The organism is Streptococcus sp. SG2, from assembly GCF_030439925.1.
GTDB classification, from domain to species: Bacteria; Bacillota; Bacilli; order Lactobacillales; family Streptococcaceae; genus Streptococcus; species Streptococcus gordonii.
Window position 1 is genome coordinate 176,421 of sequence record NZ_JAQFJD010000001.1, and the last position, 23,543, is coordinate 199,963.

Annotated in this window: 24 protein-coding genes; 18 read left to right on the forward strand and 6 right to left on the reverse strand. The window is 38.1% G+C overall.

Going from position 1 to position 23,543, the window contains the following annotated elements:
- Nucleotides 1-40: 40 nt before the first annotated feature.
- A complete protein-coding gene (locus tag PCY09_RS00850; protein ID WP_125397115.1) occupies nt 41-499 on the reverse strand; it encodes a hypothetical protein in 459 nt (152 codons plus the stop codon).
- A gap of 198 nt (nt 500-697) precedes the next feature.
- On the opposite strand from PCY09_RS00850, the gene rimM reads away from it, so the two are divergent.
- The 4 genes from rimM to PCY09_RS00870 all read left to right on the forward strand — a co-directional run bounded on the left by rimM (nt 698) and on the right by PCY09_RS00870 (nt 6,538).
- Nucleotides 698-1,216 (forward strand): ribosome maturation factor RimM, encoded by a 519-nt coding sequence (gene rimM / locus PCY09_RS00855; protein ID WP_125397116.1) that lies wholly within the window; start codon nt 698-700, stop codon nt 1,214-1,216.
- Nucleotides 1,206-1,937 carry a tRNA (guanosine(37)-N1)-methyltransferase TrmD gene (gene trmD / locus PCY09_RS00860; RefSeq protein ID WP_061602107.1) on the forward strand — a complete coding sequence of 244 codons (732 nt, stop codon included), beginning with the start codon at nt 1,206-1,208 and terminating at the stop codon, nt 1,935-1,937. Before rimM ends, trmD begins: the two co-directional genes overlap by 11 nt.
- A 315-nt stretch (nt 1,938-2,252) precedes the next feature.
- A complete protein-coding gene (locus PCY09_RS00865; RefSeq protein WP_125397117.1) occupies nt 2,253-3,185 on the forward strand; it encodes a zinc ABC transporter substrate-binding protein in 933 nt (310 codons plus the stop codon).
- 8 nt (nt 3,186-3,193) lie between these two features.
- The gene (locus tag PCY09_RS00870; RefSeq protein ID WP_125397118.1) at nt 3,194-6,538 is read left to right on the forward strand and encodes a pneumococcal-type histidine triad protein; all 3,345 of its coding nucleotides are present in this window, start codon (nt 3,194-3,196) and stop codon (nt 6,536-6,538) included.
- A 171-nt stretch (nt 6,539-6,709) separates the two neighbouring features.
- Here PCY09_RS00870 and pepT read toward each other — a convergent pair whose 3' ends face one another.
- Nucleotides 6,710-7,936, reverse strand: coding sequence for a peptidase T (gene pepT / locus PCY09_RS00875; protein WP_061602110.1), 1,227 nt, complete (start codon nt 7,934-7,936; stop codon nt 6,710-6,712).
- A 142-nt stretch (nt 7,937-8,078) separates the two neighbouring features.
- On the opposite strand from pepT, the gene hemH reads away from it, so the two are divergent.
- The gene (hemH, locus tag PCY09_RS00880) at nt 8,079-9,173 is read left to right on the forward strand and encodes a ferrochelatase (RefSeq protein ID WP_045635252.1); all 1,095 of its coding nucleotides are present in this window, start codon (nt 8,079-8,081) and stop codon (nt 9,171-9,173) included.
- 86 nt (nt 9,174-9,259) lie between these two features.
- On the forward strand, nt 9,260-9,454 hold the full coding sequence (locus tag PCY09_RS00885) for a hypothetical protein (RefSeq protein WP_045635253.1): 195 nt from the start codon (nt 9,260-9,262) through the stop codon (nt 9,452-9,454).
- A gap of 153 nt (nt 9,455-9,607) precedes the next feature.
- Here PCY09_RS00885 and PCY09_RS00890 read toward each other — a convergent pair whose 3' ends face one another.
- A complete protein-coding gene (locus PCY09_RS00890) occupies nt 9,608-10,255 on the reverse strand; it encodes a hemolysin III family protein (RefSeq protein ID WP_012000697.1) in 648 nt (215 codons plus the stop codon).
- Nucleotides 10,230-10,694, reverse strand: a complete 465-nt coding sequence (locus tag PCY09_RS00895) for a DUF1836 domain-containing protein (RefSeq protein WP_008809245.1) — start codon at nt 10,692-10,694, stop codon at nt 10,230-10,232. The genes PCY09_RS00890 and PCY09_RS00895 overlap by 26 nt, the downstream gene beginning before the upstream one ends.
- Before the next feature lie 120 nt (nt 10,695-10,814).
- On the opposite strand from PCY09_RS00895, the gene yaaA reads away from it, so the two are divergent.
- The 6 genes from yaaA (at nt 10,815) to PCY09_RS00925 (ending at nt 17,472) form a co-directional block, all read left to right on the forward strand.
- Complete coding sequence (gene yaaA, locus PCY09_RS00900) at nt 10,815-11,549, forward strand: peroxide stress protein YaaA (RefSeq protein ID WP_125397119.1); 735 nt, start codon at nt 10,815-10,817, stop codon at nt 11,547-11,549.
- A gap of 89 nt (nt 11,550-11,638) precedes the next feature.
- Entirely contained in the window at nt 11,639-12,658 is a 1,020-nt protein-coding gene (locus PCY09_RS00905) for a LacI family DNA-binding transcriptional regulator (protein WP_045635255.1), read from the forward strand.
- Between the two features lie 112 nt (nt 12,659-12,770).
- Entirely contained in the window at nt 12,771-14,093 is a 1,323-nt protein-coding gene (locus PCY09_RS00910) for a sugar ABC transporter substrate-binding protein (protein ID WP_012000694.1), read from the forward strand.
- Nucleotides 14,094-14,256: 163 nt separating this feature from the next.
- Entirely contained in the window at nt 14,257-15,141 is an 885-nt protein-coding gene (locus PCY09_RS00915; protein ID WP_012000693.1) for a carbohydrate ABC transporter permease, read from the forward strand.
- Nucleotide 15,142: 1 nt separating this feature from the next.
- Complete coding sequence (locus tag PCY09_RS00920) at nt 15,143-15,997, forward strand: carbohydrate ABC transporter permease (RefSeq protein ID WP_008809240.1); 855 nt, start codon at nt 15,143-15,145, stop codon at nt 15,995-15,997.
- A gap of 8 nt (nt 15,998-16,005) precedes the next feature.
- Nucleotides 16,006-17,472, forward strand: a complete 1,467-nt coding sequence (locus PCY09_RS00925; RefSeq protein ID WP_045773321.1) for a glycoside hydrolase family 32 protein — start codon at nt 16,006-16,008, stop codon at nt 17,470-17,472.
- A gap of 142 nt (nt 17,473-17,614) precedes the next feature.
- Here the strand turns inward: PCY09_RS00925 and PCY09_RS00930 are convergent, their stop codons facing one another.
- Nucleotides 17,615-18,163 (reverse strand): NADPH-dependent FMN reductase, encoded by a 549-nt coding sequence (locus tag PCY09_RS00930; RefSeq protein WP_125397155.1) that lies wholly within the window; start codon nt 18,161-18,163, stop codon nt 17,615-17,617.
- 84 nt (nt 18,164-18,247) lie between these two features.
- Complete coding sequence (locus tag PCY09_RS00935) at nt 18,248-18,694, reverse strand: MarR family winged helix-turn-helix transcriptional regulator (protein WP_045635360.1); 447 nt, start codon at nt 18,692-18,694, stop codon at nt 18,248-18,250.
- Nucleotides 18,695-18,775: 81 nt separating this feature from the next.
- Here PCY09_RS00935 and PCY09_RS00940 point away from each other — a divergent pair, with 81 nt between their 5' ends.
- From PCY09_RS00940 to asnS, 6 genes are all read left to right on the forward strand, one after another.
- The gene (locus PCY09_RS00940) at nt 18,776-19,264 is read left to right on the forward strand and encodes a DUF5590 domain-containing protein (protein ID WP_061602111.1); all 489 of its coding nucleotides are present in this window, start codon (nt 18,776-18,778) and stop codon (nt 19,262-19,264) included.
- The gene (locus PCY09_RS00945) at nt 19,261-20,439 is read left to right on the forward strand and encodes a pyridoxal phosphate-dependent aminotransferase (protein ID WP_061602112.1); all 1,179 of its coding nucleotides are present in this window, start codon (nt 19,261-19,263) and stop codon (nt 20,437-20,439) included. The genes PCY09_RS00940 and PCY09_RS00945 overlap by 4 nt, the downstream gene beginning before the upstream one ends.
- Before the next feature lie 3 nt (nt 20,440-20,442).
- A complete protein-coding gene (locus tag PCY09_RS00950; protein WP_061602113.1) occupies nt 20,443-20,904 on the forward strand; it encodes a hypothetical protein in 462 nt (153 codons plus the stop codon).
- 234 nt (nt 20,905-21,138) lie between these two features.
- Nucleotides 21,139-21,609, forward strand: coding sequence for a hypothetical protein (locus tag PCY09_RS00955; RefSeq protein WP_061602114.1), 471 nt, complete (start codon nt 21,139-21,141; stop codon nt 21,607-21,609).
- Nucleotides 21,610-21,807: 198 nt separating this feature from the next.
- Nucleotides 21,808-22,173: a VOC family protein gene (locus PCY09_RS00960; protein ID WP_061602115.1), complete on the forward strand. Its 366-nt coding sequence runs from the start codon at nt 21,808-21,810 to the stop codon at nt 22,171-22,173.
- 21 nt (nt 22,174-22,194) lie between these two features.
- Entirely contained in the window at nt 22,195-23,541 is a 1,347-nt protein-coding gene (asnS, locus tag PCY09_RS00965) for an asparagine--tRNA ligase (RefSeq protein ID WP_125397120.1), read from the forward strand.
- The last annotated feature ends 2 nt before the right edge of the window (nt 23,542-23,543 follow it).

Genomic DNA, 23,543 nt, shown 5'->3' on the forward strand with positions numbered 1-23,543 from the left:
AGATTTTAGTCTCAGCTATTTAGTACGTATTTATGAGAGTCTACCCTAGAATCTCAGCAATAGCATCTCGAATTTCCTGAACGGTTGCGGATTTGCTATGGTCACTGGTATCAAACTCAATGTATTTGCCATCAGCATCAACAGTTCCACCTACAGGCCCTTCGGATCCGTCCACAGATGTTCCGATGGCTGGTGGCAAACTTTTATCCGCATCATCAGTATCAATAACTATGATGCGAGTATTGGACTCGAGATCATCTATCATTGGAAGAGACGATGCGGAGGTCATGTTCTGACTAGCATAGTATTCTAGAAAAGCCTTGATGGTTGGATTGTCAATTTGAGCAATTTTTTCATCAAGGGCTGAGAGATTTCTAGTTTCCCTCGTTTCATTTTCCATTGCTTGGCCTTTTTTGACCTGTGTCAAAGCAGTCAGACTGGCGGCTGTTGTGGCTAGAATAGCAGTAGAGAGCAGGAGTTTACTTAACTTTTTTCCCATAGTCGTCACCAACTTCTTTCTAGTTTTGCGTAAACACACTCGGGTGTTTATAGTGTTAAAGCTCTATATGTATAATTATACGTTAAACAGCAATTTTAATCAAATAAATATAGGGAAGGAAATTCCCCTTTATCTCCCTTGTACATTCCCCTATATCATGATAAAATACTAGGCAGAGTATAATATGTTGGAGTCGAGATGAATTATTTTAATGTTGGAAAAATCGTCAATACGCAAGGTCTAAAAGGTGAGATGCGGGTTTTGTCAGTGACGGATTTTGCAGAAGAGCGTTTTAAAAAAGGCAACACCCTTGCCCTGTTTGACAAGAAAGATCAGTTTGTCATGGATGTAGAGATTGCCAGTCATCGCAAGGTCAAAAACTTTGATATTATTAAGTTCAAGGGGATGTACCACATCAATGACATTGAAAAATTTCGTGATTTTAGCCTGAAAGTGGCTGAAGAAAATTTATCGGATCTAGAAGATGGAGAGTTTTACTACCATGAAATCATCGGACTTGAAGTTTATGAAAATGATGTTCTTCTTGGTACGATTAAGGAGATTCTGCAGCCAGGAGCTAATGATGTCTGGGTTGTCAAACGCAAAGGCAAGCGCGATTTGCTTTTGCCTTACATTCCGCCAGTGGTGCTGGGAATCAACATCGAGCAAGGTCGAGTTGATGTAGAGATACCGGAAGGATTGGACGATGAAAATTGATATTTTGACTCTCTTTCCGGAGATGTTTGCGCCCTTGGAGCACTCTATCGTAGGAAAAGCGCGAGAAAAAGGCCTCTTAGAAATCAATTATCATAACTTCCGAGAAAATGCAGAGAAGTCTCGCCACGTAGACGATGAGCCTTATGGCGGTGGTCAAGGCATGTTGCTACGAGCTCAACCCATTTTTGATGCTTATGATGCTATCGAAAAGAAGCAACCGCGAGTGATTTTACTGGATCCTGCTGGTCGGACTTTTGACCAAGCCTATGCTGAGGAGCTGGCTAAGGAAGAGGAGCTCATCTTCATTTGTGGGCATTATGAAGGCTATGATGAGCGGATCAAGACTTTAGTGACTGACGAGATTTCACTTGGTGATTATGTCCTTACTGGAGGAGAGTTAGCAGCAATGACCATGATTGACGCTACTGTTCGCCTGATTCCTGAGGTTATTGGCAAGGAAGCCAGTCATACAGATGACAGTTTTTCGTCTGGCCTCTTAGAGTATCCTCAGTACACTCGACCCTATGAATATCGGGGTATGGTCGTTCCGGAAGTATTGATGAGTGGCCATCATGAAAATATCCGCAAGTGGCGTCTCTATGAAAGTCTGAAAAAGACTTATCTAAGACGGCCTGATCTCTTAGAAAATTATAATTTCACAGAAGAAGAAACAGCATTTTTGGATCAAATAAAAGAATCTTTAGAAAGAAAAAATCTTTAAGAATAGTTTAAGATGCCTATTCTATACTATAACCATCAAATAAAAACTCCTAATTTTATTTGATAGTATCCTAATCTTTTTCATAATAATCTCCCCAAAAGTCACCATTGGTGGCTTTTTTGTTGTCATAAGGTTTCTGAGAAAAGACGAATATCTTTAAGAATATGAAAAAAATACTTGACAGGATAGTCCAAAAGGCGTAATATGTTAACTGGTTAATAAACCGGTTAAGAAAAAAGCTGTTTTTAAGACATGTTTTAGTGTTTTAGAAATAGCTATTCATTTGACTAATTATTAAACTGGTTAAGGAGTTTTATGAAAATTAAAAGAATACTTCGTTTAATAGCTCTTGTGATAGTAGGGTTCTCACTTGTAGCTTGTACAAAAAAGGAATCGAGTCCACCTCAGAGCCGTAAGGGGCTCAAAATTGTTACAAGTTTTTATCCTATCTATTCTATGGTGAAGGAAGTCTCGGGTGACTTGAATGATGTCCGAATGATCCAATCAAGTTCTGGGATTCATGAATTCGAACCATCTGCCAGTGATGTGGCAGCTATTTATGACGCTGATATTTTTGTTTACCACTCAAGAACGTTAGAATCTTGGGCGGGTAGTCTGGATCCAAGTCTTGAAAAGTCTAAGGTTCAAGTGGTTGAAGCTAGTGAAGGTATGCAGTTAGAAAAGGTAGCTGGCCTAGAAGATGTTTCTGCTGATAAGGGAATTGATGAAAAGACTCTTTATGATCCTCATACTTGGTTAGATCCTGACAAAGTAGCTGAAGAGGCACAATTAATTGCTCGACACTTATCTAAGTTAGACAGTAAAAATGCTACAAAATATGAGAAAAATGCGTCGAAATTTGCTGAAAAGGCTAAAGAACTGAGTAAGAAGTATCAAGTAGTTTTTAATGGAATTAAGAACAAGACTTTTGTTACGCAACACACAGCCTTTTCTTATCTGGCCAAGCGTTTTGGTTTGAAGCAGCTTGGGATTTCTGGTATTTCTCCTGACCAAGAGCCCAGTCCAAGACAATTAACTGAAATTCAAGATTTTATTAAGACTTATCAAGTAAAGACCATTTTTGTAGAAAGCAATGCTTCTTCTAAATTGGCAGAAACCCTCAAGAAGGCGACAGGTGTCAATCTTAAGGTATTAAATCCTTTGGAAGCCGACCCTGAAAATGATAAGTCCTATCTGGAGAATTTGGAAGATAACTTTAAAATATTAGCTAAAGAATTAAAAAATTGAGGTTTAGAATGAAAAAGAAATATATCATTGGTTCAGTTGCGGCCTTAGCGACCCTAACAATATGTGGATATGCTATTATGCAACATCAATCAGAACAGACAGAATCAAAAAATAAGGTCGCTTATGTAGAGAAAAAAGCAAATAGTAAACAAAATAGCAAAGCTAGAAAGGCTGAAAACTTAAAACCTGACCAGGTTAGTGCCAAAGAAGGTATTGCAGCAGAGCAGATTGTCGTTAAAATCACAGCGGAGGGCTATGTTACTTCTCACGGTGATCACTATCATTACTATAACGGGAAAGTCCCATTTGATGCGATTCTTAGTGAAGAATTGATTATGCGTGATCCCAATTATCAGTTGCAAGAAGCTGATATTGTTAATCAGGTGAAAGACGGTTATATTATCAAAGTAGCTGGGAAGTATTATTTATACTTGACGAATGCTAAAGAAACAACTAATGTTCGGTCAGTCGATGAAATTGCTCGACAACGTCAGCTTCATCCTGGTAAGGAAGACGAAGCTGGAGTCGAAACGGATGGTAAATCAAGTCAAAATCAATCCAGAAAGACGCAGGACTTTAGTCGCCCAAGTGCTTCGTTTGCTGCTGGGAAAAGAAGTACTTCACCTGTGAATACTGCATCACAGAATAGGGGAGGAGCTTATACGACGGACGATGGTTATGTTTTTAGTCCTTCTGACATTATTTCGGACACGGGTGATGGCTATTTGGTTCCTCATGCTGGTCACATTCATTATATTCCAAAGGGAGACTTATCAGCTGGTGAATTAGCTGCTGCTCAAGCTTATTGGAACTATTTGCAAGGCAGAAATCAACAGGCTTCTTCGACTGATAAACCATCTGTAGAAGAAAATTCGAATCTTGCAAACAATCCTTCTCAAGACCAGAACACAGGCCATATAGCAAATTCCAATCATCAAGCAAATCATGATCCAGCTCCTGTTCCAAGTCAGCCTTCCAAGCCAAATCAAACTGGAGGAGTAGGATTAGTCACTAAACCGAGTGGTCAAGGAACTGAGGTTAGCAAAAACTATCAGGATGAATTGCAGAAGCTTTACGGCATGCCGAAAGAAAAACGTTATGCTGAAAAAGATGGCTTGATTTTTGATCCTGCAAAAATTGCCCACAGGACAGCTGAGGGAGTGGCTATTCCTCACGGGAACCATTATCACTTTATTCCTTACAGCAGCTTGTCAGCTCTAGAAGAAGAGATTGCAAGAAATATTCCAATAGCAGGTCAAAAGACGTATCCTAAGTCAGCTACAAGTACACCTACTCAGCCTTCTAAACCAAGTGAACCAACAAAACCAGTTGAAAAAGATGATCACGGTTTCCATGCTGAAAATGTCATCTCAAAAGATGAGGAAGGATACGTTGTTCAACATGGTGGTCATGCTCACTACTTCTTTAAAAAGGATTTGACAGCAGACCAAATTGCAGCGGCTGAAGCACAGTTGACAAAGCAACAACATTCAGCGCAAGCAAGTCAAGAGAACTCTGATTATGATCGTTTTTCTCGTGATGCGAGCGATGAAGAAAAGATGGCCTATATCTCTAAAACATATGGAGTTCCTCGTGAAGCCATTAAGATTTCTAAAGGTTTCTTCGTCTTTAATAATCCGGATCAAGCTTATGATCCAACCCATATCCATCCATATGCTGTTAGAAAAGAACATGTCCGTATTCCTTTAGAAACTGGAAATCCTGAGTTAGACTTCTTAAACGAACTCTACACAACGGCTCTTCGCTCAGGTTTGTCACCATATAGCATTCAAGTCGAAAACGGTCAGTTTGTCATTCCTCATGGAGATCACAATCATTACATACGAGTTCAATCTAAAGGGGTTAACTTAGGCTTGAAGAATAAATTGCCTGCTTTACAATCAGCATATCAGGCCGGAGCTTATAGTGAAAAGGCAGTTTTAGAGAAAGTAGACTCACTGCTAGCTGCTAGTCGAACAATCTACGAAAATGATCTCTTGATGCAACGTCGAATTGAGCTTGCTTTAGGGAATTTTGTAGAAACCATGAAGCAGTTACCGAGCAACTCAACGGCTGGTTATTTAGCAAGTTTAGAGCAGTTTGATAAGCATTATATCCATGTGGATAAAAACGCCCAGACTGAGCAACTGACAGAAGTAGATAAGAAGTATCAGGAATTAGTTGATAAGATCAAACGCTTGGAAACAGATAGCTACAATGTTAATAAAGCTTCCCTACTAAGCGACTTGCAAATGGCAAAGGTTGAAAAAAATGAAGATAAGATGAAAGAAATTGATCAGCTTCTGACCAGTCTTCAAGATTATCAAGACCGGACAGGTATGACCTCTGTCGAATATCTTAAGACATTCTACCTTGCTGTAGATGATGCTCGCCTGCAACCAGAACTTCGTAAAAAAGTTGCTGATTTAGCTATGAAACTTTACAAGTCGCAAGCCTTTATCGAGGCTGTGGATCTGAAAGCTTTATTCTTGGATCTCTATCAAACCAAACTAGAAGTTGATAAGGCTCTTGCGAGTGGAGAGGCAAGTCAAGCTAAAGATAAAACTATTCTAGATACCGAAAAAACGGATGATCAGAACTACAAAACAGCCATTTACGGTTTCTTAAAAGAACTTTATGGTGAATTTGCGCCACAGCCAAAAGTAGAAATTCCTGATGCAACCTTCCAAGCACTCTTCCTGCAAGGACAAACACTTTTAGATAAGGTTAAAGATTCTACTAGTCAAGAAAACTACAAGAATCAATTATTGGCTCTTCAAGCTGATCTTAAAGAAGGACGTAAAGATCGGGAGACCATCTTGGAAGAGCTTAAGTTACTCTTGTCTCAAATGGTTGATACTATTAAAAACCAGCAAGAAGAAACAAATCCAAAAGATCAAGAACTGTATAAGAAAATTTATGCTTTACTGATGGCGGCCCATAAGCTACTTGAAGAGCAAAATGCGTCAGATGAATTATTTACTAAAGTAGATACTTTATTTGATAAGCTTGCAGATAGCAAAGTCAATAAAGAAGAGTTGCTTGCCGAAGTTCAATCGTTTGTTGAAGGGCTTCAAAATCAAGGGAAGGTAGAAAAACCAGTTTCTGATACAGCTAAATCAGAGGAAAAAGAATCTGAGACTGCAAAACCTACGGAAACTCCAACCGATAGTTTATCCAATCAGGCATCTAGTGAGCCTAATGATTCTGCTGGTTCATCAAGTGAAAGTTCCAGTCCAACAGAAGCAGCTAGTCCTGCTTCAGAGCCAAAGGAACAAGGAAGCGAGGCTACTCAAGAAGAGCCAGCTCAGTCTTCTGAACAAGCGTCAACGACAAACGAAGTGAGCAACTAAATAAAGAAAAGAATCATTTTGAGAAGATTCCGTAAGTTTCTAAATAAGTTTGCTTAGGATTTTGCAGATATAATCTCATTCATAGAAGCTCAATCAAATTAGAAGAAGAAAAAAAGAACAAGCTAATTTTGAAAAGAATTAGCTTGTTTGCTTTTTATGTTCATGAGAGGTTTATTTTTCTTGATAAGAGACGATGCCGATAATGGTATCGACAGCTCGTTCCATGGTTTCTAGACTGACATACTCAAAGCGTCCGTGCATGTTTTCACCGCCGGCAAAGAGGTTCGGTGTCGGAATACCCATAAAGGAAATTTTTGAGCCGTCAGTTCCGCCACGAATCGGCTCGATAATCGGCTGGATATCCAGACTTTCCATGACTGCTTTGGCGATATGAATAGGTGTCATGTCTTTTTCAATGACCTGCTTCATGTTGTAATATTGGTCTTTGAGGGTCAAGATAATTCGCTCGCTGCCCAGCTCTTGGTTCATCTTATCAGCAATGGTCCGCATAGCAGCCTTGCGATTTTCAAAAGCATCTGTCTCAAAGTCGCGGATAATGTAGCTTGCTTGAGCTTCTTCGACAGTACCAGTCAGATTCATCAGGTGGTAGAAGCCTTGGTAGCCCTCGGTCTTCTCTGGTCGGTCGGCTTCTGGTAGCTGGTTGTGGAAGTCAATAGCCAGCTGGAGAGCATTGATCATTTGACCTTTGGCAGTTCCTGGATGAACATTGAGACCTTGGAAGGTCAGTTCGGCTCCAACAGCGCTAAAGGTCTCGTACTGGAGTTCGCCTAGAGGTCCGCCATCTACTGTGTAGGCAAAGTCCACATCGAAGTCTTCAGCGTCAAACTTATCAGCTCCGACGCCGATTTCCTCGTCTGGGCCAAATCCCACTCGGATTTCTCCATGCTTGATTTCTGGATGGGCAGACAGGTATTCGATAGCAGTCATGATTTCAGCAATACCTGACTTGTCGTCTGCTCCCAAAAGGGTTGTTCCGTCAGTTGTAATCAAGGTTTGGCCCTTGTATTTATGGAGACTGGAGAAGTCCGCAGGATCTAAGTTAAAGCCAGATTGCCCCAGTGGAATCACTCCACCGTCATAATTCTCAATGACCTGCGGCTGGATGTTTTCTGCGTTGAAGTCCGCCGTATCCATGTGGGAAATAAAGCCAATCTTGCGGGTAAAGCTAGGGTCGTTGGCTGGCAGAGTTCCAATCGCAAAGCCGTTGGGCAGGTAGTAGACATTTTCCAAGCGAACCCGCTTCATTTCAGGAATGAGGACATTGTTAGCAAAGTCCACCTGACTCTGGGTGCTGGGTGTAGTAGTAGATGTCTCGTCTGAGCGCGTGTTGATCTTGACATATGTCAAGAAACGCTCTAAAAGATTAGGATATTTCATAAATGCTCCTTCTTTCTGTTTTCTCTAATCTATTTTAGCATATTGACATGTTTCTGACAAAATAGAAAAGAATTGAAAAGTCATACTTATTTTGACTGATATCATGTTATAATAGCAGAGAGCTTTAGAAAAAGAGGGAAATATGACTAAAAAAGCTATTTTGATGATGACCTTTGGTTCACCAGAAGGTTATACTTTTGAAGACGTTGCTGCATTTTTTACTAATATTCGTCGAGGTGTGCGTCCTACAGACCAAGAAATTCAGCATCTTTATGATAACTATCAGCTAATTGGTGGCAGTCCTTTACAAGAAATTACAAGAGAAGAAGTTGAGCTGGTCAGACAAGCTTTAGCAGGCGAATATGCAGTTTATTTTGCGAATAAATTCTCATCCCCCTTCATCCCAGACCTTATTCGTCAAATGGAGTTAGATGACATTGAAGAATGTATCTGTCTGATTTTGGAACCACATTATTCTTTTTACTCGGTTATGGGATATGAAAAGTTCATCCACAGTGAGAAAATCCGTTTTAATATTATCAAGGACTGGTACCGTTCAGAAGATTTGTTAAACTTTTGGGTAGATGAAATTAGGAAGATTATCGATAAACAAGTTAAGGGTGAAAGCTTTAAAGTTGTTTTCTCAGCACATAGTGTACCACTATTAGCTCTAGATTTTGAAGATCCTTATATTGACCAAATTGTTGACAATGCACAGATAATTGCAGAACGCTTGGGACTATCTTCTTTTGAATATACTAATACTTGGCAAAGTGAAAGTGATATCGGCCTTCCTTGGATCAAACCAGATGTCTTAGAATATCTTCGTGATCAGACTGTCCATCCTAAACACTATATTTTTGTTCCGATTAGTTTTATCAGTGAGCATATAGAAGTTCTTTTTGATAATGATGTAGAATGTCAAGAATTGTGTCAAGAGCTTGGTGTAGCTTATCATCGTCCACCAATGCCTAATGCAGACCCTCGTTTGATTGCTGCAATCGTGGCGACCATTCGTAAGCATGAAGGAGATGATTTTCAGTATCTCTATCCAGAACAAACGACTTTTGATGAACTGGCTCCTTCTGAGACAAGCTCTAAGATATTAAAAGAAATTGATGAGCCTCAAATGCCTGAATTTGTAAAAAAACTAATTGAAAAAAAGGGAATTGAAAACGTAAAAATGCCCTATTTTGTTAAGAAAATGCTAGAAAAAAGGGGAAGAATCAATCATTAAAAATGAATGTATGTTATTCTATTTATTGTTAAATAATGAATTTTATCCTCTTGAAGAGGTGAAATGCAAGTTTAGAAGGAGTCTATATGTCTTTTAAAAGAGTTTTATTTTTGATTTTAGGAGTTTTTGCTGTTTATCATGCTTTTGTAACTCCATTACCTGCTGATTCAGATGTTTCTTATAGGATGGGGGCTCTCGCAGCTAATGTGTTACTTCCGGTCTTATTATTCTATTTTGCTTTTAAAAAAGAAAAGCCTAAAAAAGACAAAAATAAAGAATAATTCAACCGAAGTGATATATGGATATTCAAGAAGTTTGGAACTTATTCTATTTTTAACTATATTTGACTAAAAAGCTCTCTGAGAATTTTTCTCAGAGAGCTTTTGCTATGATTAGTATACAAGTTTAAAGTAATCATTTAAGACGAAAGATGGTTACATGGTAAAGACAATAGCGATGTATTGAAAGGCAGAGGCAGCAAGAATAAAGAGATGCCAAATCATATGAAAATAGGGCTTTTTCTTGGCATAAAATCCTGCTCCAATGGTATAGCAAAGACCTCCAGCAAGCATCAATCCCCAGAAAAGCGGGCTTGTTTGGCTAATAATTGGTGGGATAATAAAGACAACCAGCCAGCCCATCATAAGATAAAGAGCAAGACTAAACTTCTCATTGACTTTTTTGGCAAATATCTTGTAGAGAATACCAAAGATTGTCGTCCCCCACTGGATTAGAATAATCAAATAACCCAACCAGTTATTCATCAAAGCCAAGACAACTGGAGTATAACTACCCGCAATGGCAATATAAATCATACTGTGGTCAATGATACGCAAGATATATTTATGAGTTGAGCCATAAGACATGGAGTGGTAGATTGTAGATGAAAGAAACATAAGAAAGAGGCTGATGACAAAAATGGAGACGCCAATAGCTGATAGTAAGCCATGGACTTCATAGCTATAGATAGCTGATAAGGGGAGTAGGATAAGAGTAAGGACAGAACCTACTGCATGGGTAACAGCATTTGCCACTTCCTCGCCAAAACTCAAACGTTTACTTAATTTCATGGTTAGATTCATTTGCATGTGCTCCTTTCAATTCTAGAGATAATTGTCTGGTCTGATGGTAGAGTTTGACTGTCTGACAAGCAGATGAAACAAGAGGATGGATTTCTATATTAGTCTCTTCTTTCATATAGCTAACAAATTGATTGTAAAAGAGTTCGGAACTCTCTTGGTTTTTCACTAGATATTCAACAGTCTCAATAATATCCTGAATAGGAAATACTGGTTTTAGCGTTGTGAGAATAATTAGCCGAGCAATTTGTGTGCGATTGTATTTCTTCTTGATTGGTTTTTGAATGTGAGCATGCTTCACATAATTATTAATCATCGCTGCTGTTAAGACTTTTTCCTGTCCTGGAAAAGCCTTTTGATTGACAGAGTTAACGTAGAGCAGGACCTGGTCTAAATATAAATCAAGATCAGGTAATTCTTGCCAGAGGGGAAAGGATATCATAAAATATCAACCTTTCTATAATCTAGTATTGATAACTAGATTATATGATATAAAATATAATTAGTCAAGAATAAATCGTAAGGATAGTCAAGAAAATACAAGTTTTGTTATAATGAATCTATGAAAATTTTAATTCCAACAGCAAAAGAACTAAATACTCAAGTCGCTCAGATTAAGCCAGAAAGTCTGTCAGAAAAGACGAAATTAATTATTCAGGCTTTGAGTCAGTATTCAGTGACTGACTTAGCCCAGCTATATCAGATTCGACTAGAGAAAGCAGATGAGGAATACCAACGTATTCAGGAACTTCAAAATGAGACAGCACCAACCTATCCTGCTCTCTATCTTTTTGACGGTCTCATGTATCGAAACATTAAGCGTAAGGATCTGAGCAAGGAAGAAGAACGGTATATCCGAAATCATCTTTTGATTACCTCTAGCTTGTATGGAGTGATTCCAGCTTTGGCGCCCATTGCTCCCCACCGTTTGGACTTTATGACAAAGCTCAATGTCGAAAAGCAATCATTGAAAAAGCTGTGGACAGAGACCTATGGTCAAGCTGTTGCAGATCAGGAAATTCTGCTTTCGCTCTTGTCTAGTGAATTTGAAGATGTCTTTCCTAAAGAGGTGAGAGACAAGATGATCCGCTTCAAATTCATGGAAGAAAAAGATGGAAAACGGAAAATTCATTCGACTATCTCCAAAAAGGCGCGTGGCCAATTTTTGAGTTATTTGATTGAGAATCACGTTACAAAACTATCTGATATTAAACAGAGTTCTTTTTCTGGATTTAAGTTTCAAGAAAATCTTTCACAAGAAAGAGAATTTGTTTTTGTAAAGAAAGTAGATGGATAAAACTTTACAAAAAAAGTGAAATTATTTATAATCAATTAAGGAAAACGATTGCAAGATATGGTCTTGTTTTTTAAAATGGAGGTTAAGAAATGCAAGGAAAAAGTCGGACATCCATCACAATGAAAGATGTAGCTAGTCGTGCTGGTGTTAGTGTCGGAACAGTTTCGCGCGTTATTAACAACGAGAAAGGTATCAAAAAAGTCACACTAAAAAAGGTACAAGAAGCAATTGAAGAGTTGAATTATATTCCAGATAATTATGCGCGGGGGCTAAAGACCAATAAAAGTAATAATATTGCTCTTATAATCCCGACAATTTGGCACCCATTTTTTTCAGAATTAGCCTACTATGTTGAAAAAGAATTACTTAAAAATCAATATAAACTATTCATTTGTAATGCTGATGGCGATGTCAAAAATGAGATTGAGTACATTCAAATGTTAGAGAAAAACAAAGTAGATGGCATTATTGCTGTAACTTATTCAGATGTTGATAAGTATGTTTCAAGCAGTTTGCCTTTTGTAAGTTTTGATCGACATTTTTCAGAGAATGTCTCCTATGTGACTTCAGAGAATTATAAAGGGGGGCAGATGGCAGCGGAAGAGTTGCTTAATCGAGGTGCTAAACAGCTCGCTTATATTGGAAGTACTAATATCCATGAGAATGAAACTAAACAACGTGAATTAGGTTTTTGTGAAAAGTTGATGAGTATGGGACATTCTGTTTTAAAATTAGATATGTCAGAACCACTTGTTGAACCTGAAAAACAAATTGAGAAATTTTTACTAGAACATTCAACAATTGATGGTATTTTTGCTATTAATGACTTTATGGCTATTAAAGTTATGAAAGTAATGGAGAAATTTGGTAAAAAAGCTCCACAAGATTATCAGATTATTGGTTTTGATGGTTTGAGAAATGCTGCGGATCAAACTTATTTACTGTCAACAATTGCACAACCTCTGGATAAGATTGCCCAAGCTTCTGTCAAATTATTGTTGCAACTTATTTCTAAAGAAAAAGCTGTGTTATCAAGGGTTTTATTACCAGTTTATTTTGCAGAAGGTGGTACTACAAAAAAAATACAGAAATCACTTGACAAAAAATGAAAGCGGTTGTATAATGAAACCATAAAAATGAAACGTTTCAAAAATATAAAGGTTTAATATAAATCTTTATATAAAACAAATAAAAATGAAACGTTTCAAAAAGGAGGAAAATATGCGTAAAGGCGTAATTCTGTCAATGGTTGCAGCTCTATCACTAGGGCTTCTTGCTGGATGTAGTGGAGGTTCATCTAGTAAGACTTCTAAAGAAGCAGCATCAAAAGATGACGTGAAAGTTTGGGTCCAATTTTCTGATGAGACTGCAGAAGGGAAGGCTTGGGAACAAGTAGTTCAAAACTTTAATAAGAAGTATAAAGGAAAATACAAAGTTGTAACTGAGTATATTCCGCGTAGCGGAAGTGGCGGTGGATATGAAGATAAAGTTAACGCAGCGATTACAACAAATAGTTTACCTGATGTGATTACGCTTGATGGTCCGAATACAGCAGCATATGCTAAATCAAAGGTTATTACTCCATTAGATGATTATTTGAAAGATAATAATATGGGGGATGTGCTTGACAGTATCAAACAACAAGGGACTTACGATGGTAAATTCTATGCATTTGGTTACTCAGAATCAAACGTAGGAATTTATTATAATAAAAAAATGTTTAAAGAAGCTGGAATTGATGAATCAAGTTTACCAACTTTGAAAAAGCCTTGGACTTGGGATGAATTCAAAGCGGTTAGTAAAAAGCTAAAAGATCACTTTAAAGAAGCTGCTATTGATTTCCGTTTGAACTCAAATGATGAAATGCTTCCTTATGCATATATGCCATTGATTTGGTCAAATGGTGGTAGTGTAGTAAATGAAGATGGAACAAAAGCGGAAGGGTACTTTAACTCTAAAGAAAGTACACAAGCTGTTCAATTTATCCAAGATCTAGTAAAAGAAGGATATACAACTGTTAGTCCAGTTGAAAAAGGATTTGAAACTGGACAGTATCCAATGGTGTTAAGTGGTTCGTGGACAATTGCTGATTTGCAAACCAACTATAAAGATATTGATTTCGGTATTTTGCCATATCCTGTGTCAAACAAGACTAAGAAATTGGTATCACCTTCAGGAAGTTGGCAATTAGCAGTTACAACTAAGTCTAACAAAAAAGATGCAGCTGCTGAGTTTGTTAAATTCGCAACGAATACTGAATCAAGCGAAATTTTAAGCCTTGGAAATAGTGTGTTGCCAATCCGTAAATCAACTATTGAAAATATCAAAGACAAAGTTTCTGAACCAATGCGTTTCTTGATGGAACAAAACGCAGCTACTGCGCATGCGCGTCCCGTTGTAGTAGCCTATCCGCAAGTATCACGTTCATTCCAACAAGCTATGCAAGACATCAGCTACTATGAAGAAAATCCAGATGTTCAAAAAGTGCTTGATTCACGTGCCAAAGAGATGCAAACGGCTATTGATGATAGTTTGAAAAAATAGATGACAATAAAACTGGGTGGGGCGAAACGTCAAATATGAAGTTGGTCTCAGCCAGTTTTTGTTTAGCGAATATGCAGATAAGTATGTCAATTTTTTAATGTTCCATTTTTACATTAATTTATCATGATTTTACTTAATTTATCATATCTTGGAGGAATTTAACATGAACCAGAAAAAGAGTTTAAAATTAAAAGAAAATCTTTTAGGATATGGTTTTTTATCGCCAGCTTTAATCCTGCTTTTGATTTTCCTGGTTATTCCAGTCTGTATGGTTGTTTATTATGCTTTTACAGATTACTATTTATTGACACCAGACGACAGAAAATTTATTGGTTTAGAAAATTTTATACGTTTGTTTAAAGATCCAATTTTCTTAAAGAGTGTTGTTAATACGGCACAATTTGTTGTATGGATTATTCCTGTTCAGCTTGGTGCGGCGCTAGGTATGGCTTTGATTGTCAATAAAAAACGTAAAGGAAATATGTTTTTTAAGGTAGCTTTCTTTGCTCCAGTTGTAATGTCACTAGTTGTTATTTCAATTTTATGGCTTTATCTATTGAATCCAAATAATGGTCTTTTGAATGCCTTGTTGAATAAAATTGGAATTGCGTCTCAGCCATTCTTGAGGAGTCCAAAGCAAGCCATGTATGCTATTGTCTTTGTATCAGCTTGGCAAGGTGCAGGTTATCAAATGCTCCTTTTCCTTGGCGGTATGCAAAATATTCCACAAGATGTTTATGAAGCGGCAGAATTAGATGGTTTTACTAAATGGGAACAATTCCGTTACATTACGATGCCACTTTTGAAACCAACCGCTTTGTTTGTTCTGTTGACAACATTGATTTCTGCTTTTAAACTCATTGTACAGCCAATGGTTATGACTCAGGGTGGTCCGATGAACTCAACTATTACCATGGTTTATTATATTTACCAACAAGGGTTCACAGATCGATTGGTTGGATATTCAAGTTCAATTGCCCTTGTATTTACAACATTGATTGGTATGATTAGCTTAGTCCAAAGACGTGTATTGAAGGAGGACAACTAGAATGAAACGTAGAAAAATTTTTAGACCAACGACTATTCTGGAATATGTCCTCTTAACCCTCTTAGCTGCTCTCTTTCTTTTTCCAATGATTTGGATGGTGGTTTCCTCTATGAAGCCAGAAGCTGATGTTTACAAGAATTTGACAGGTTGGCAGGCTTTCTTACCAAGCTTAAATCCAGCAAATTGGTTTAAGCCTTATCAAGAAGTTTTAGAGCGTTTTAGCATCCTTACCTATATCGGAAATAGTATTTTCTATGCTGGAACTTTTGCTATAGGATCTATCATCGTTAACTCTTTAGCAGGTTTTGCCTTTGCTAAAATTAACTTTTCTGGGAAAAAACTTTTATTTGGTATCCTTTTGGCTTTGTTGATTATTCCAATGGAAACGATGTTGATTCCTCAGTTTACCATTATTAACGCACTAGGGTTGGTTAATAATCGCTTAGCTGTTATTATACCTGGTTTAGCAAGTGTTTTTAATATTTATCTATTTAGAAATTTTTTTATTGCTATTCCTGAAGAAATCATCGAATCTGCTCGGATGGATGGCGCAAGTATTTTACGGATATTCTTCCGTATTATGCTACCCATGTCTAAACCTGCAGTAGCAACAGTAGGAGTCTTGTCTTTTATTTCTAGCTGGAATGATTATATTTGGCCACTCATGGTTTTGACGGATTCATCAAAATTCTCTCTCCAAGTTGCGATTACAACCATTAATACAACTCAACCTGTCTATATCAACCAAGTAATGGCTGTCTTAACGATTTCAACAATTCCATTGATCTTGGTTTATATTGTCGCTCAAAAATACATTATTCAAGGTTTGGGTGGTTCAGGGACAGGTATTAAGTAGGTGACTTTATGAAAGAAAAGATTGAACAAGTAAATCGATATATCAAAGAAAATCGTCATCGAGTTAATCATTGCTATCGAGGCAAGTTTCATTTGTTGCCCCCAATTGGTTGGATGAATGATCCAAATGGTTTTGTTTACTATAAGAACGAGTATCATCTCTTTTATCAATTTTACCCATATGATAGTGTTTGGGGACCTATGCATTGGGGACATGCTAAATCAAAAGATTTGATTCACTGGGAGGAATTACCAGTAGCTTTGGCTCCGAGTGAAGTTTATGATAGAAATGGTTGTTTCTCTGGAAGTGCCATTGTGATAGATGATAAGTTAGTTCTTATCTATACTGGTCATGTTGAAGAAGGAAATGTACGCACAGAGACCCAATGTATGGCAGTTTCACATGATGGTATTCATTTTGAAAAGTATGCCGGAAATCCAGTTATTGGAGAAAAGCATATAAACGGAATTGCAGATATTGCGGATTTTCGTGATCCGAAAATTATGAAATACGACAACCACTATTATACAGTTGTCGCTTCTAAAACAGAGGACAATAGGGGACAAATTCTTTTGTTTGAGTCGGATAATTGCTTCGATTGGCGTTTTAAATCAGTACTATTAGTAGGAAAAGAAGATCAAGGAATCATGTGGGAATGTCCAGATCTATTTGAATTGGATGGCAAATGGGTTCTTATTATGTCTCCAATTGAGATGGAACGTAAAGGCAACCAATATTGGAATTTAAACTCTACTCTTGCATTCATTGGAGGTGTTGACTGGGAATCAGGTTATTTTCAAGTGGAAAATTTTCACGAAATAGATGGCGGATTGGATTTTTATGCTCCACAGACCTGTGTTAATGACAAAGGGGAACGCTATCTAGTAGCTTGGCAACAGATGTGGCATCGAAATATTCCCACACATGATTTAAATCACGGATGGGCTGGTATGATGACCATTCCTCGTAAATTATCCATTAAGAATAATCGTTTGTATCAAGAGATTCCTGAGACATTAACAAGCCAACTAACTATACAAGAGAGATTTTCAGGTCAAGTTGATCAATCAGAATTAGTCTTCTCCAGTGCTGTTAAACAGCAACAATACCTAATACTAGAGCTTGAAAAGCCAGAAGATTTTGAATTGATATATGCAAGAAATGTCATAAATCAGCAGGGTGTGAAAATCTCCTATAATGAAAATAATCAGGTCTTATCTTTGGGACGTGAACGACTGGGCCATAAGATTATTGGAAAAGAAGAACCTTATGCGGATATTCGCCATCTGAATATATCAGATCCTCCTAAGTCATTAACCTTGGAAATTCTTCGAGATATTAATTCAATCGAGCTTTTTGTAAATGGACAAACAATGTCTATGACGTTTTATGAAAAAGAATTTGGGACAGATATTGTCTTAACAAATGCTGATAAATTGAATATAAAAACGTTAGAATTTTATGATATAGCTTGAGCGAGATCGATTATTTTGCCCCCTATTTGAACCAGTTTAAGTAGACCAAGTTTGGTTACTTAAACTGGTTTTTATTGTTGGTTAAACAGGAAAAACACTGAGATTGGCATCCCAGTGTTTTAAATCATTGGAGTTATAATTTCTAATTGATAGCTGCAAGAAGAGCGTCCGCTTGAGCTTTTAGTCCTGCAAGAGTTTCTGAGCTAGCAATAAATTTACCATCGACCCAAGCAGAATCATTGACTTGAGCTGAGGTGAATTCGCCCACAGCAGTTGTCCGAATAAATGGCAGTAAGTCTTTATAGATAGCAAACATTGGTTCTTGTCCTGCATTGGCAACTGAAGAGACAGTCACAATCTTCTCGTTAATAGCAGAAGCGCCACGAGGATCAGAAAGATCAAGTGAACGAGAGAGCCAGTCTAACAGGTTTTTCACTGAACCAGGAATAGAGAAGTTGTAAACTGGTGAGAAAATCCAGATAGCGTCTGCAGCTTGGACTTCTTCGCGGACCTTAGCAACAGCTGAAGGCGTTGATTGTTCCAAATCTTGGCTAAAGATTGGAACTTGAGACCAATCAAGATAGGATACGTCAGCTTTACCAGCCAAAGCTTTTTCAGCTTCTTGTGCCAGTTGATTGTTAAAAGAACCTTGACGAAGGGATCCAACGATAAATAGTACTTTAGACATTATGAGTCCTCCATATTTTTTAATCAAAGAGGGTTAGACCTCTTGTTACCGAATATGTTACAACAAATATTACTAATTAGCAATTATTTAGCTCAGATTCTTATATTTTTTTAAAATTGAAATGAGAGTCTCCTTGTCTTCGTCTGATAAAATAGCCAGGGCATCCTTTACACACAGGATATGCTGAGGAAAGATTTCTTCGATTAATTCCTGACCTTTCTGGCTTAATTCAATCAGATAAGAACGGCGATCATTTGGATCGCTAGTCCGGGAAATCAAACCGTCACGAACCATATTTTTGATGACGACAGTCATATTTCCAGAGGTCGCAAGCATATGGTCTATCAAATCTTGGATTCGCATTTTTCCCTTACTGTAGAGAGTTTCCAGAACAGAAAACTGAGTAGGGGTTAGTTTGTTTTCTTTGATGACTCTTTGTTCAATGGAGCGTATGGTCCGCTCAGCCTTCCTAAAAACAATCATGGTTTTAAGGTCTAGTTTATTTTCTTCTAATAATTCTTCTAGTGTTCTCATAGCCATATTTTATCAATAAATAGTATTAAAATCAATGTGAAAAAGATAGAAATATAGATAGAATTATAGTATAATGGACGAGTGAAAAATAGAAGAAAAAGAAATAAAAAAATCCTTATATGGCAGTACGTCATTGGAATAGGTATTCTTTTAACGGTACTTGCCTTTTCTCTGCTAAATCTATTTAATTTATCAATGGAGCCTTATCGGGCTGCTCGTTCTAATTCCATTGAGTTGGCTCGCAAGTATGCAGGAGTCAGTAAGGTTGATAGCTTTGGTATTTATAATGGGGACAAGACCTATTACAGCTTGCTAGGCGAAACGGATCAAGAAAAGAAAAAAGCCGTCCTGATTGAGAAGGGTTCTGACAAGATTTTCGTTTATGAGCTCAGTGATGGAGCTAGCAAAAAGGAGGCTGAAAGGATAGCAAGGAAAAATGGAGCTGATGCGATTGACAAAGTGACTTTTGGTTATTTGAATGGCCGGCCAATTTGGGAAGTCAAATCTGGAAAGAGTTACTATATTGTCGATTTTGAAAAAAGGAAATTGCTGAGCAAGGAGGGGCTATGAAATTATCTAATCGAGTTTTAAAAATGGAAGAAAGTGTGACCTTGGCTGCAGCGGCCAGAGCCAAAGCTTTAAAGGCTGAAGGCAGAGATATTCTGTCGCTAACTCTTGGAGAGCCGGATTTTCCGACTCCTAAAAATATTCAGCAAGCAGCAGTGGCAGCTATTGAAGATGGAAAAGCTAGTTTCTATACAGTGGCTAGTGGTCTTCCTGAGTTAAAAGAAGCTATTGTTCAATACTTTGCAAACTACTACGGTTATGAAATCAAACCGAATCAAGTGACTGTGGCAACAGGAGCTAAGTTCTCCCTCTACACCTTCTTTATGAGTGTTCTTGATCCAGGTGATGAAGCAATTATTCCTACGCCTTATTGGGTCAGTTACGGCGATCAGATTCAGATGGCTGAAGGAGTCCCTATCTTTGTTCAAGCTACTGAGGAGAACGACTTTAAGGTAACTGTAGATCAATTGGAAGCTGTTCGGACTGACAAGACCAAGGTCTTGGTTCTGAATTCACCATCCAATCCGACGGGTATGATTTATACAGCAGAGGAACTTTTGGCTATTGGAAACTGGGCCGTGGAACATGATATTCTGATTTTGGCAGATGACATCTATGGACGACTGGTTTATAACGGCAATGAATTTACGCCAATTTCTAGTCTATCAGAGGCTATCCGCAAGCAAACAGTAGTTATCAATGGCGTTTCTAAGAGTTATTCCATGACCGGCTGGCGGATTGGCTATGCTGTTGGTGAACCAGAAATCATAGCTGCTATGAGCAAGGTTGCAGGTCAAACCACTTCCAATCCAACGACAGTTGCCCAGTATGCAGCTATTGAAGCCCTGACAGGTAGTCAAGAGACTGTTGAAATTATGCGTCAGGCCTTTGAAGAGCGTCTCAATACGATCTACCCACTTCTAGCTCAAGTGCCAGGTTTTGAGGTCATTAAGCCTCAAGGAGCCTTCTATCTCTTCCCTAATGTCAAAAAAGCTATGGAGATGAAAGGTTTTACAGATGTGACAGCCTTTACCACAGCTATTTTGGAAGAAGTTGGTGTGGCTTTGGTGACCGGAGCAGGATTTGGCGCTCCAGAAAATGTCCGTCTCAGCTATGCGACTGATCTGGAAACACTGAAGGAAGCGGTTCAACGCCTGCAGCAATTTATGGAGCGCTAAAGCATGAGGAGAATCTCCTGTTTTGCAATGTTGGCAGTCAGTTTGGTTTGCTTGACCGCTTGCTCTTTTGTTCATCCAGAGCAGAGGTGGACCACTGTTTCTCAGTCTAAGGAAGGAGAACCCTTTTATAAGTTACAAGTGTCTGGAAAAATGTACCAGATTCTATACAATGACAATGGTTCAGCTAGAAAAACCTGGCATTTAGATAATTATAATCCACTTGAAAATCTTGAGTGCCATACTCTTAATGAAGAAGAGATAAAAGGGTTAGACGGGGCGACAGCCAAGAGGGAGCTGTCTGGTCAAGGTTCGGCTAACTTTACTATGGTGTATGAACATTATTCAGGTAGTCAAAAAGAAATAAATTATTATCAAGTTGGAATAACTGCCGACAAGAATGGACAAATCAAACCTTCAGAAAGCAGTATGGTCTTAGTTAAGACTGAAAAGGTTGATTCTAAGTAAACATATAAATGAAAAGCAATTATATTTTTAAAATAGAGGATGGGCTTAAAGCCTGTCCTTTTTGCTTTTCTTCGACTCTAGCTGGTAAGAGGTTGTTTAAAGTGATAGAATAATTCTAAAAGCGTTTGTTCTAGGGCTTCCTTATGTAGAAGTTTAGAATGATGAACTATAACCTCAATATCAGTTAAAGTGTATCTAATATATGTTTTGATTTCTATTAGAAAGGAATGTGGCATGAAACGTAGTTTGATATTTTTAAACCTAATAATATGTTTGCTCCTATTGACGGCTTGTTCTTTCCTTAATGCTGAGCAAGGGTGGACAACTATTTCTGAATCAAAGTCTGGCGAATCTACTTATAGCTTACAAGCCAAGGGTAGACAGTACCGGATCCTTTTTGAAGAAAATGCATCAACCCGAATGGATTGGTACTTGAACGATTATCAACCAGGGTTAGAGTTAAAGTTACGAACTTTGAATAGCGAGCATTTGAAAAATTCTGTCGGTGGACCTTCAGAGCAGGAACTTTCTGGGAAGGGATATGCAGACTTTACTATGGTTTATGAGACTCGTTATAACCCTCAGATTGAGCAGACTTATTTTAAGGTACATATTGAAGTCAATGATAAGGGAGAGGTAAATACTAAGAAAAGTAGTATGGTTTATGAAAAGTCTGAGAAGCTTAAAAATAAGAAAGGAGACTGATTTTCTAAACAGCTGTTTTCTTTTTCTGATTTCTTATAGAATAGTATTTTTGGAAAAAGATAGCTTTTTAAAGAATTTTAAATTTTCGTCTCTTCAAGGATAGCTATTGCAATCGCTTTATGGTAAAATATAGAACAGATGTCCAAAAGATTTGTCTTGAAATAAAGTGACATTTAGCAACCAATCTAGGAGGCAGATATGATTGATCATTTTGAAATTAAGGTCAGAAATCTGCAAATTTCGAAAGACTTTTATATAAGTTTTCTTTCTCCTCTAGGCTATAAATTAGCTTTTAGAAGTAGCTCTCTACTCAGTTTTGTTGCTCCCAACAGCCCACATCCTGGTGGAGATTTTTGGTTGGGAGAGGGAGAGCAGTCTCCGATTCACTTTGCTTTTTTGGCAGAAAACCATGAGCAGGTTCAAGCTTGTTATGAGGCTGGTTTAAAGGCAGGGGGAAAAGACAACGGTGCGCCAAATTATCGGGGGAACCTTTCATCATATTATGCAGCCTTTGTCTTGGATCCAGATGGTAATAATGTCGAGGCAGTCTGTCATAAAGAATAAAAAATAGAAAAGAGAAAAAACGTGTCAAAGAAAATCGTAACAATTATTGATGTGAAAAATTATGTTGGTCAAGAAGTGACCATCGGTGCTTGGGTTGCCAATAAGTCAGGTAAGGGTAAGATTGCTTTCTTGCAACTACGTGATGGTTCAGCTTTTTTCCAAGGTGTAGCCTTCAAGCCTAATTTTATCGAGAAATTTGGTGAAGAAGTAGGACTTGAGAAATTTGATACTATCAAACGACTTAGCCAGGAAACATCTGTTTTTGTGACAGGGATCGTCAAGGAAGATGAGCGTTCAAAATTTGGTTATGAGCTGGATATCACAGATATCGAAGTAATCGGAGAGTCAAATGACTATCCAATCACACCAAAAGAACATGGGACTGACTTCCTTATGGATAATCGTCACTTGTGGCTCCGTTCTCGTAAGCAAGTAGCTATGATGCAGATCCGTAATGCCATTATCTACGCTACCTATGAATTCTTTGACAAGAATGGCTTTATGAAGTTTGACAGCCCAATCTTGTCAGGAAATGCAGCAGAAGACTCAACAGAGCTCTTTGAAACTGATTACTTCGGAACTCCGGCATACTTGAGTCAGTCAGGTCAGCTTTATCTGGAAGCAGGTGCTATGGCTCTTGGTCGCGTCTTTGACTTCGGTCCTGTATTCCGTGCCGAAAAATCAAAAACCCGTCGTCATTTGACGGAGTTCTGGATGATGGATGCAGAGTATTCATACTTGACGCATGATGAGTCACTTGACTTGCAAGAAGCTTATGTTAAAGCTTTGATCCAAGGTGTTCTTGACCGTGCTCCTCAAGCTTTGGAAACCTTGGAACGTGATGTAGAACTTCTGAAACGCTATATTGCAGAGCCTTTCAAACGTGTTAGCTATGATGAAGCGATTGACCTCTTGCAAGCGCATGAAAATGATGAAGATGCTGACTATGAGCATCTTGAACGTGGAGATGACTTCGGTTCACCACATGAAACATGGATTTCAAACTATTTTGGTGTACCAACCTTTGTCGTGAACTACCCAGCAGCCATCAAGGCTTTCTATATGAAACCAGTTCCTGGAAATCCAGACCGTGTCCTCTGTGCAGACTTGCTTGCTCCAGAAGGCTACGGTGAAATCATCGGTGGTTCTATGCGTGAGGAAGACTACGATGCCCTCGTTGCTAAGATGAATGATCTTGGTATGGATACGACAGAATATGAATTTTACTTGGATCTTCGTAAGTATGGAACAGTTCCACATGGTGGCTTCGGTATCGGTATCGAGCGTATGGTAACCTTTGTAGCAGGTACTAAGCATATCCGTGAAGCCATTCCATTCCCACGTATGCTGCACCGTATTAAACCGTAAAT

What these genes read in the sequence shown, in the direction of transcription:
- PCY09_RS00920 (WP_008809240.1), top strand. Translation starts at nt 15,143, where the DNA reads ATGAAACGTAGAAAAATTTTTAGACCAACGACTATTCTGGAATATGTC.
- yaaA (WP_125397119.1), top strand. Translation starts at nt 10,815, where the DNA reads ATGAAAATTTTAATTCCAACAGCAAAAGAACTAAATACTCAAGTCGCT.
- PCY09_RS00935 (WP_045635360.1), bottom strand. Translation starts at nt 18,694, where the DNA reads ATGAGAACACTAGAAGAATTATTAGAAGAAAATAAACTAGACCTTAAA.
- trmD (WP_061602107.1), top strand. Translation starts at nt 1,206, where the DNA reads ATGAAAATTGATATTTTGACTCTCTTTCCGGAGATGTTTGCGCCCTTG.
- pepT (WP_061602110.1), bottom strand. Translation starts at nt 7,936, where the DNA reads ATGAAATATCCTAATCTTTTAGAGCGTTTCTTGACATATGTCAAGATC.
- PCY09_RS00910 (WP_012000694.1), top strand. Translation starts at nt 12,771, where the DNA reads ATGCGTAAAGGCGTAATTCTGTCAATGGTTGCAGCTCTATCACTAGGG.
- PCY09_RS00895 (WP_008809245.1), bottom strand. Translation starts at nt 10,694, where the DNA reads ATGATATCCTTTCCCCTCTGGCAAGAATTACCTGATCTTGATTTATAT.
- PCY09_RS00915 (WP_012000693.1), top strand. Translation starts at nt 14,257, where the DNA reads ATGAACCAGAAAAAGAGTTTAAAATTAAAAGAAAATCTTTTAGGATAT.
- PCY09_RS00945 (WP_061602112.1), top strand. Translation starts at nt 19,261, where the DNA reads ATGAAATTATCTAATCGAGTTTTAAAAATGGAAGAAAGTGTGACCTTG.
- hemH (WP_045635252.1), top strand. Translation starts at nt 8,079, where the DNA reads ATGACTAAAAAAGCTATTTTGATGATGACCTTTGGTTCACCAGAAGGT.
- PCY09_RS00850 (WP_125397115.1), bottom strand. Translation starts at nt 499, where the DNA reads ATGGGAAAAAAGTTAAGTAAACTCCTGCTCTCTACTGCTATTCTAGCC.
- PCY09_RS00885 (WP_045635253.1), top strand. Translation starts at nt 9,260, where the DNA reads ATGTCTTTTAAAAGAGTTTTATTTTTGATTTTAGGAGTTTTTGCTGTT.
- PCY09_RS00960 (WP_061602115.1), top strand. Translation starts at nt 21,808, where the DNA reads ATGATTGATCATTTTGAAATTAAGGTCAGAAATCTGCAAATTTCGAAA.
- PCY09_RS00950 (WP_061602113.1), top strand. Translation starts at nt 20,443, where the DNA reads ATGAGGAGAATCTCCTGTTTTGCAATGTTGGCAGTCAGTTTGGTTTGC.
- PCY09_RS00905 (WP_045635255.1), top strand. Translation starts at nt 11,639, where the DNA reads ATGCAAGGAAAAAGTCGGACATCCATCACAATGAAAGATGTAGCTAGT.
- PCY09_RS00865 (WP_125397117.1), top strand. Translation starts at nt 2,253, where the DNA reads ATGAAAATTAAAAGAATACTTCGTTTAATAGCTCTTGTGATAGTAGGG.
- PCY09_RS00955 (WP_061602114.1), top strand. Translation starts at nt 21,139, where the DNA reads ATGAAACGTAGTTTGATATTTTTAAACCTAATAATATGTTTGCTCCTA.
- PCY09_RS00890 (WP_012000697.1), bottom strand. Translation starts at nt 10,255, where the DNA reads ATGAATCTAACCATGAAATTAAGTAAACGTTTGAGTTTTGGCGAGGAA.
- PCY09_RS00925 (WP_045773321.1), top strand. Translation starts at nt 16,006, where the DNA reads ATGAAAGAAAAGATTGAACAAGTAAATCGATATATCAAAGAAAATCGT.
- PCY09_RS00870 (WP_125397118.1), top strand. Translation starts at nt 3,194, where the DNA reads ATGAAAAAGAAATATATCATTGGTTCAGTTGCGGCCTTAGCGACCCTA.
- rimM (WP_125397116.1), top strand. Translation starts at nt 698, where the DNA reads ATGAATTATTTTAATGTTGGAAAAATCGTCAATACGCAAGGTCTAAAA.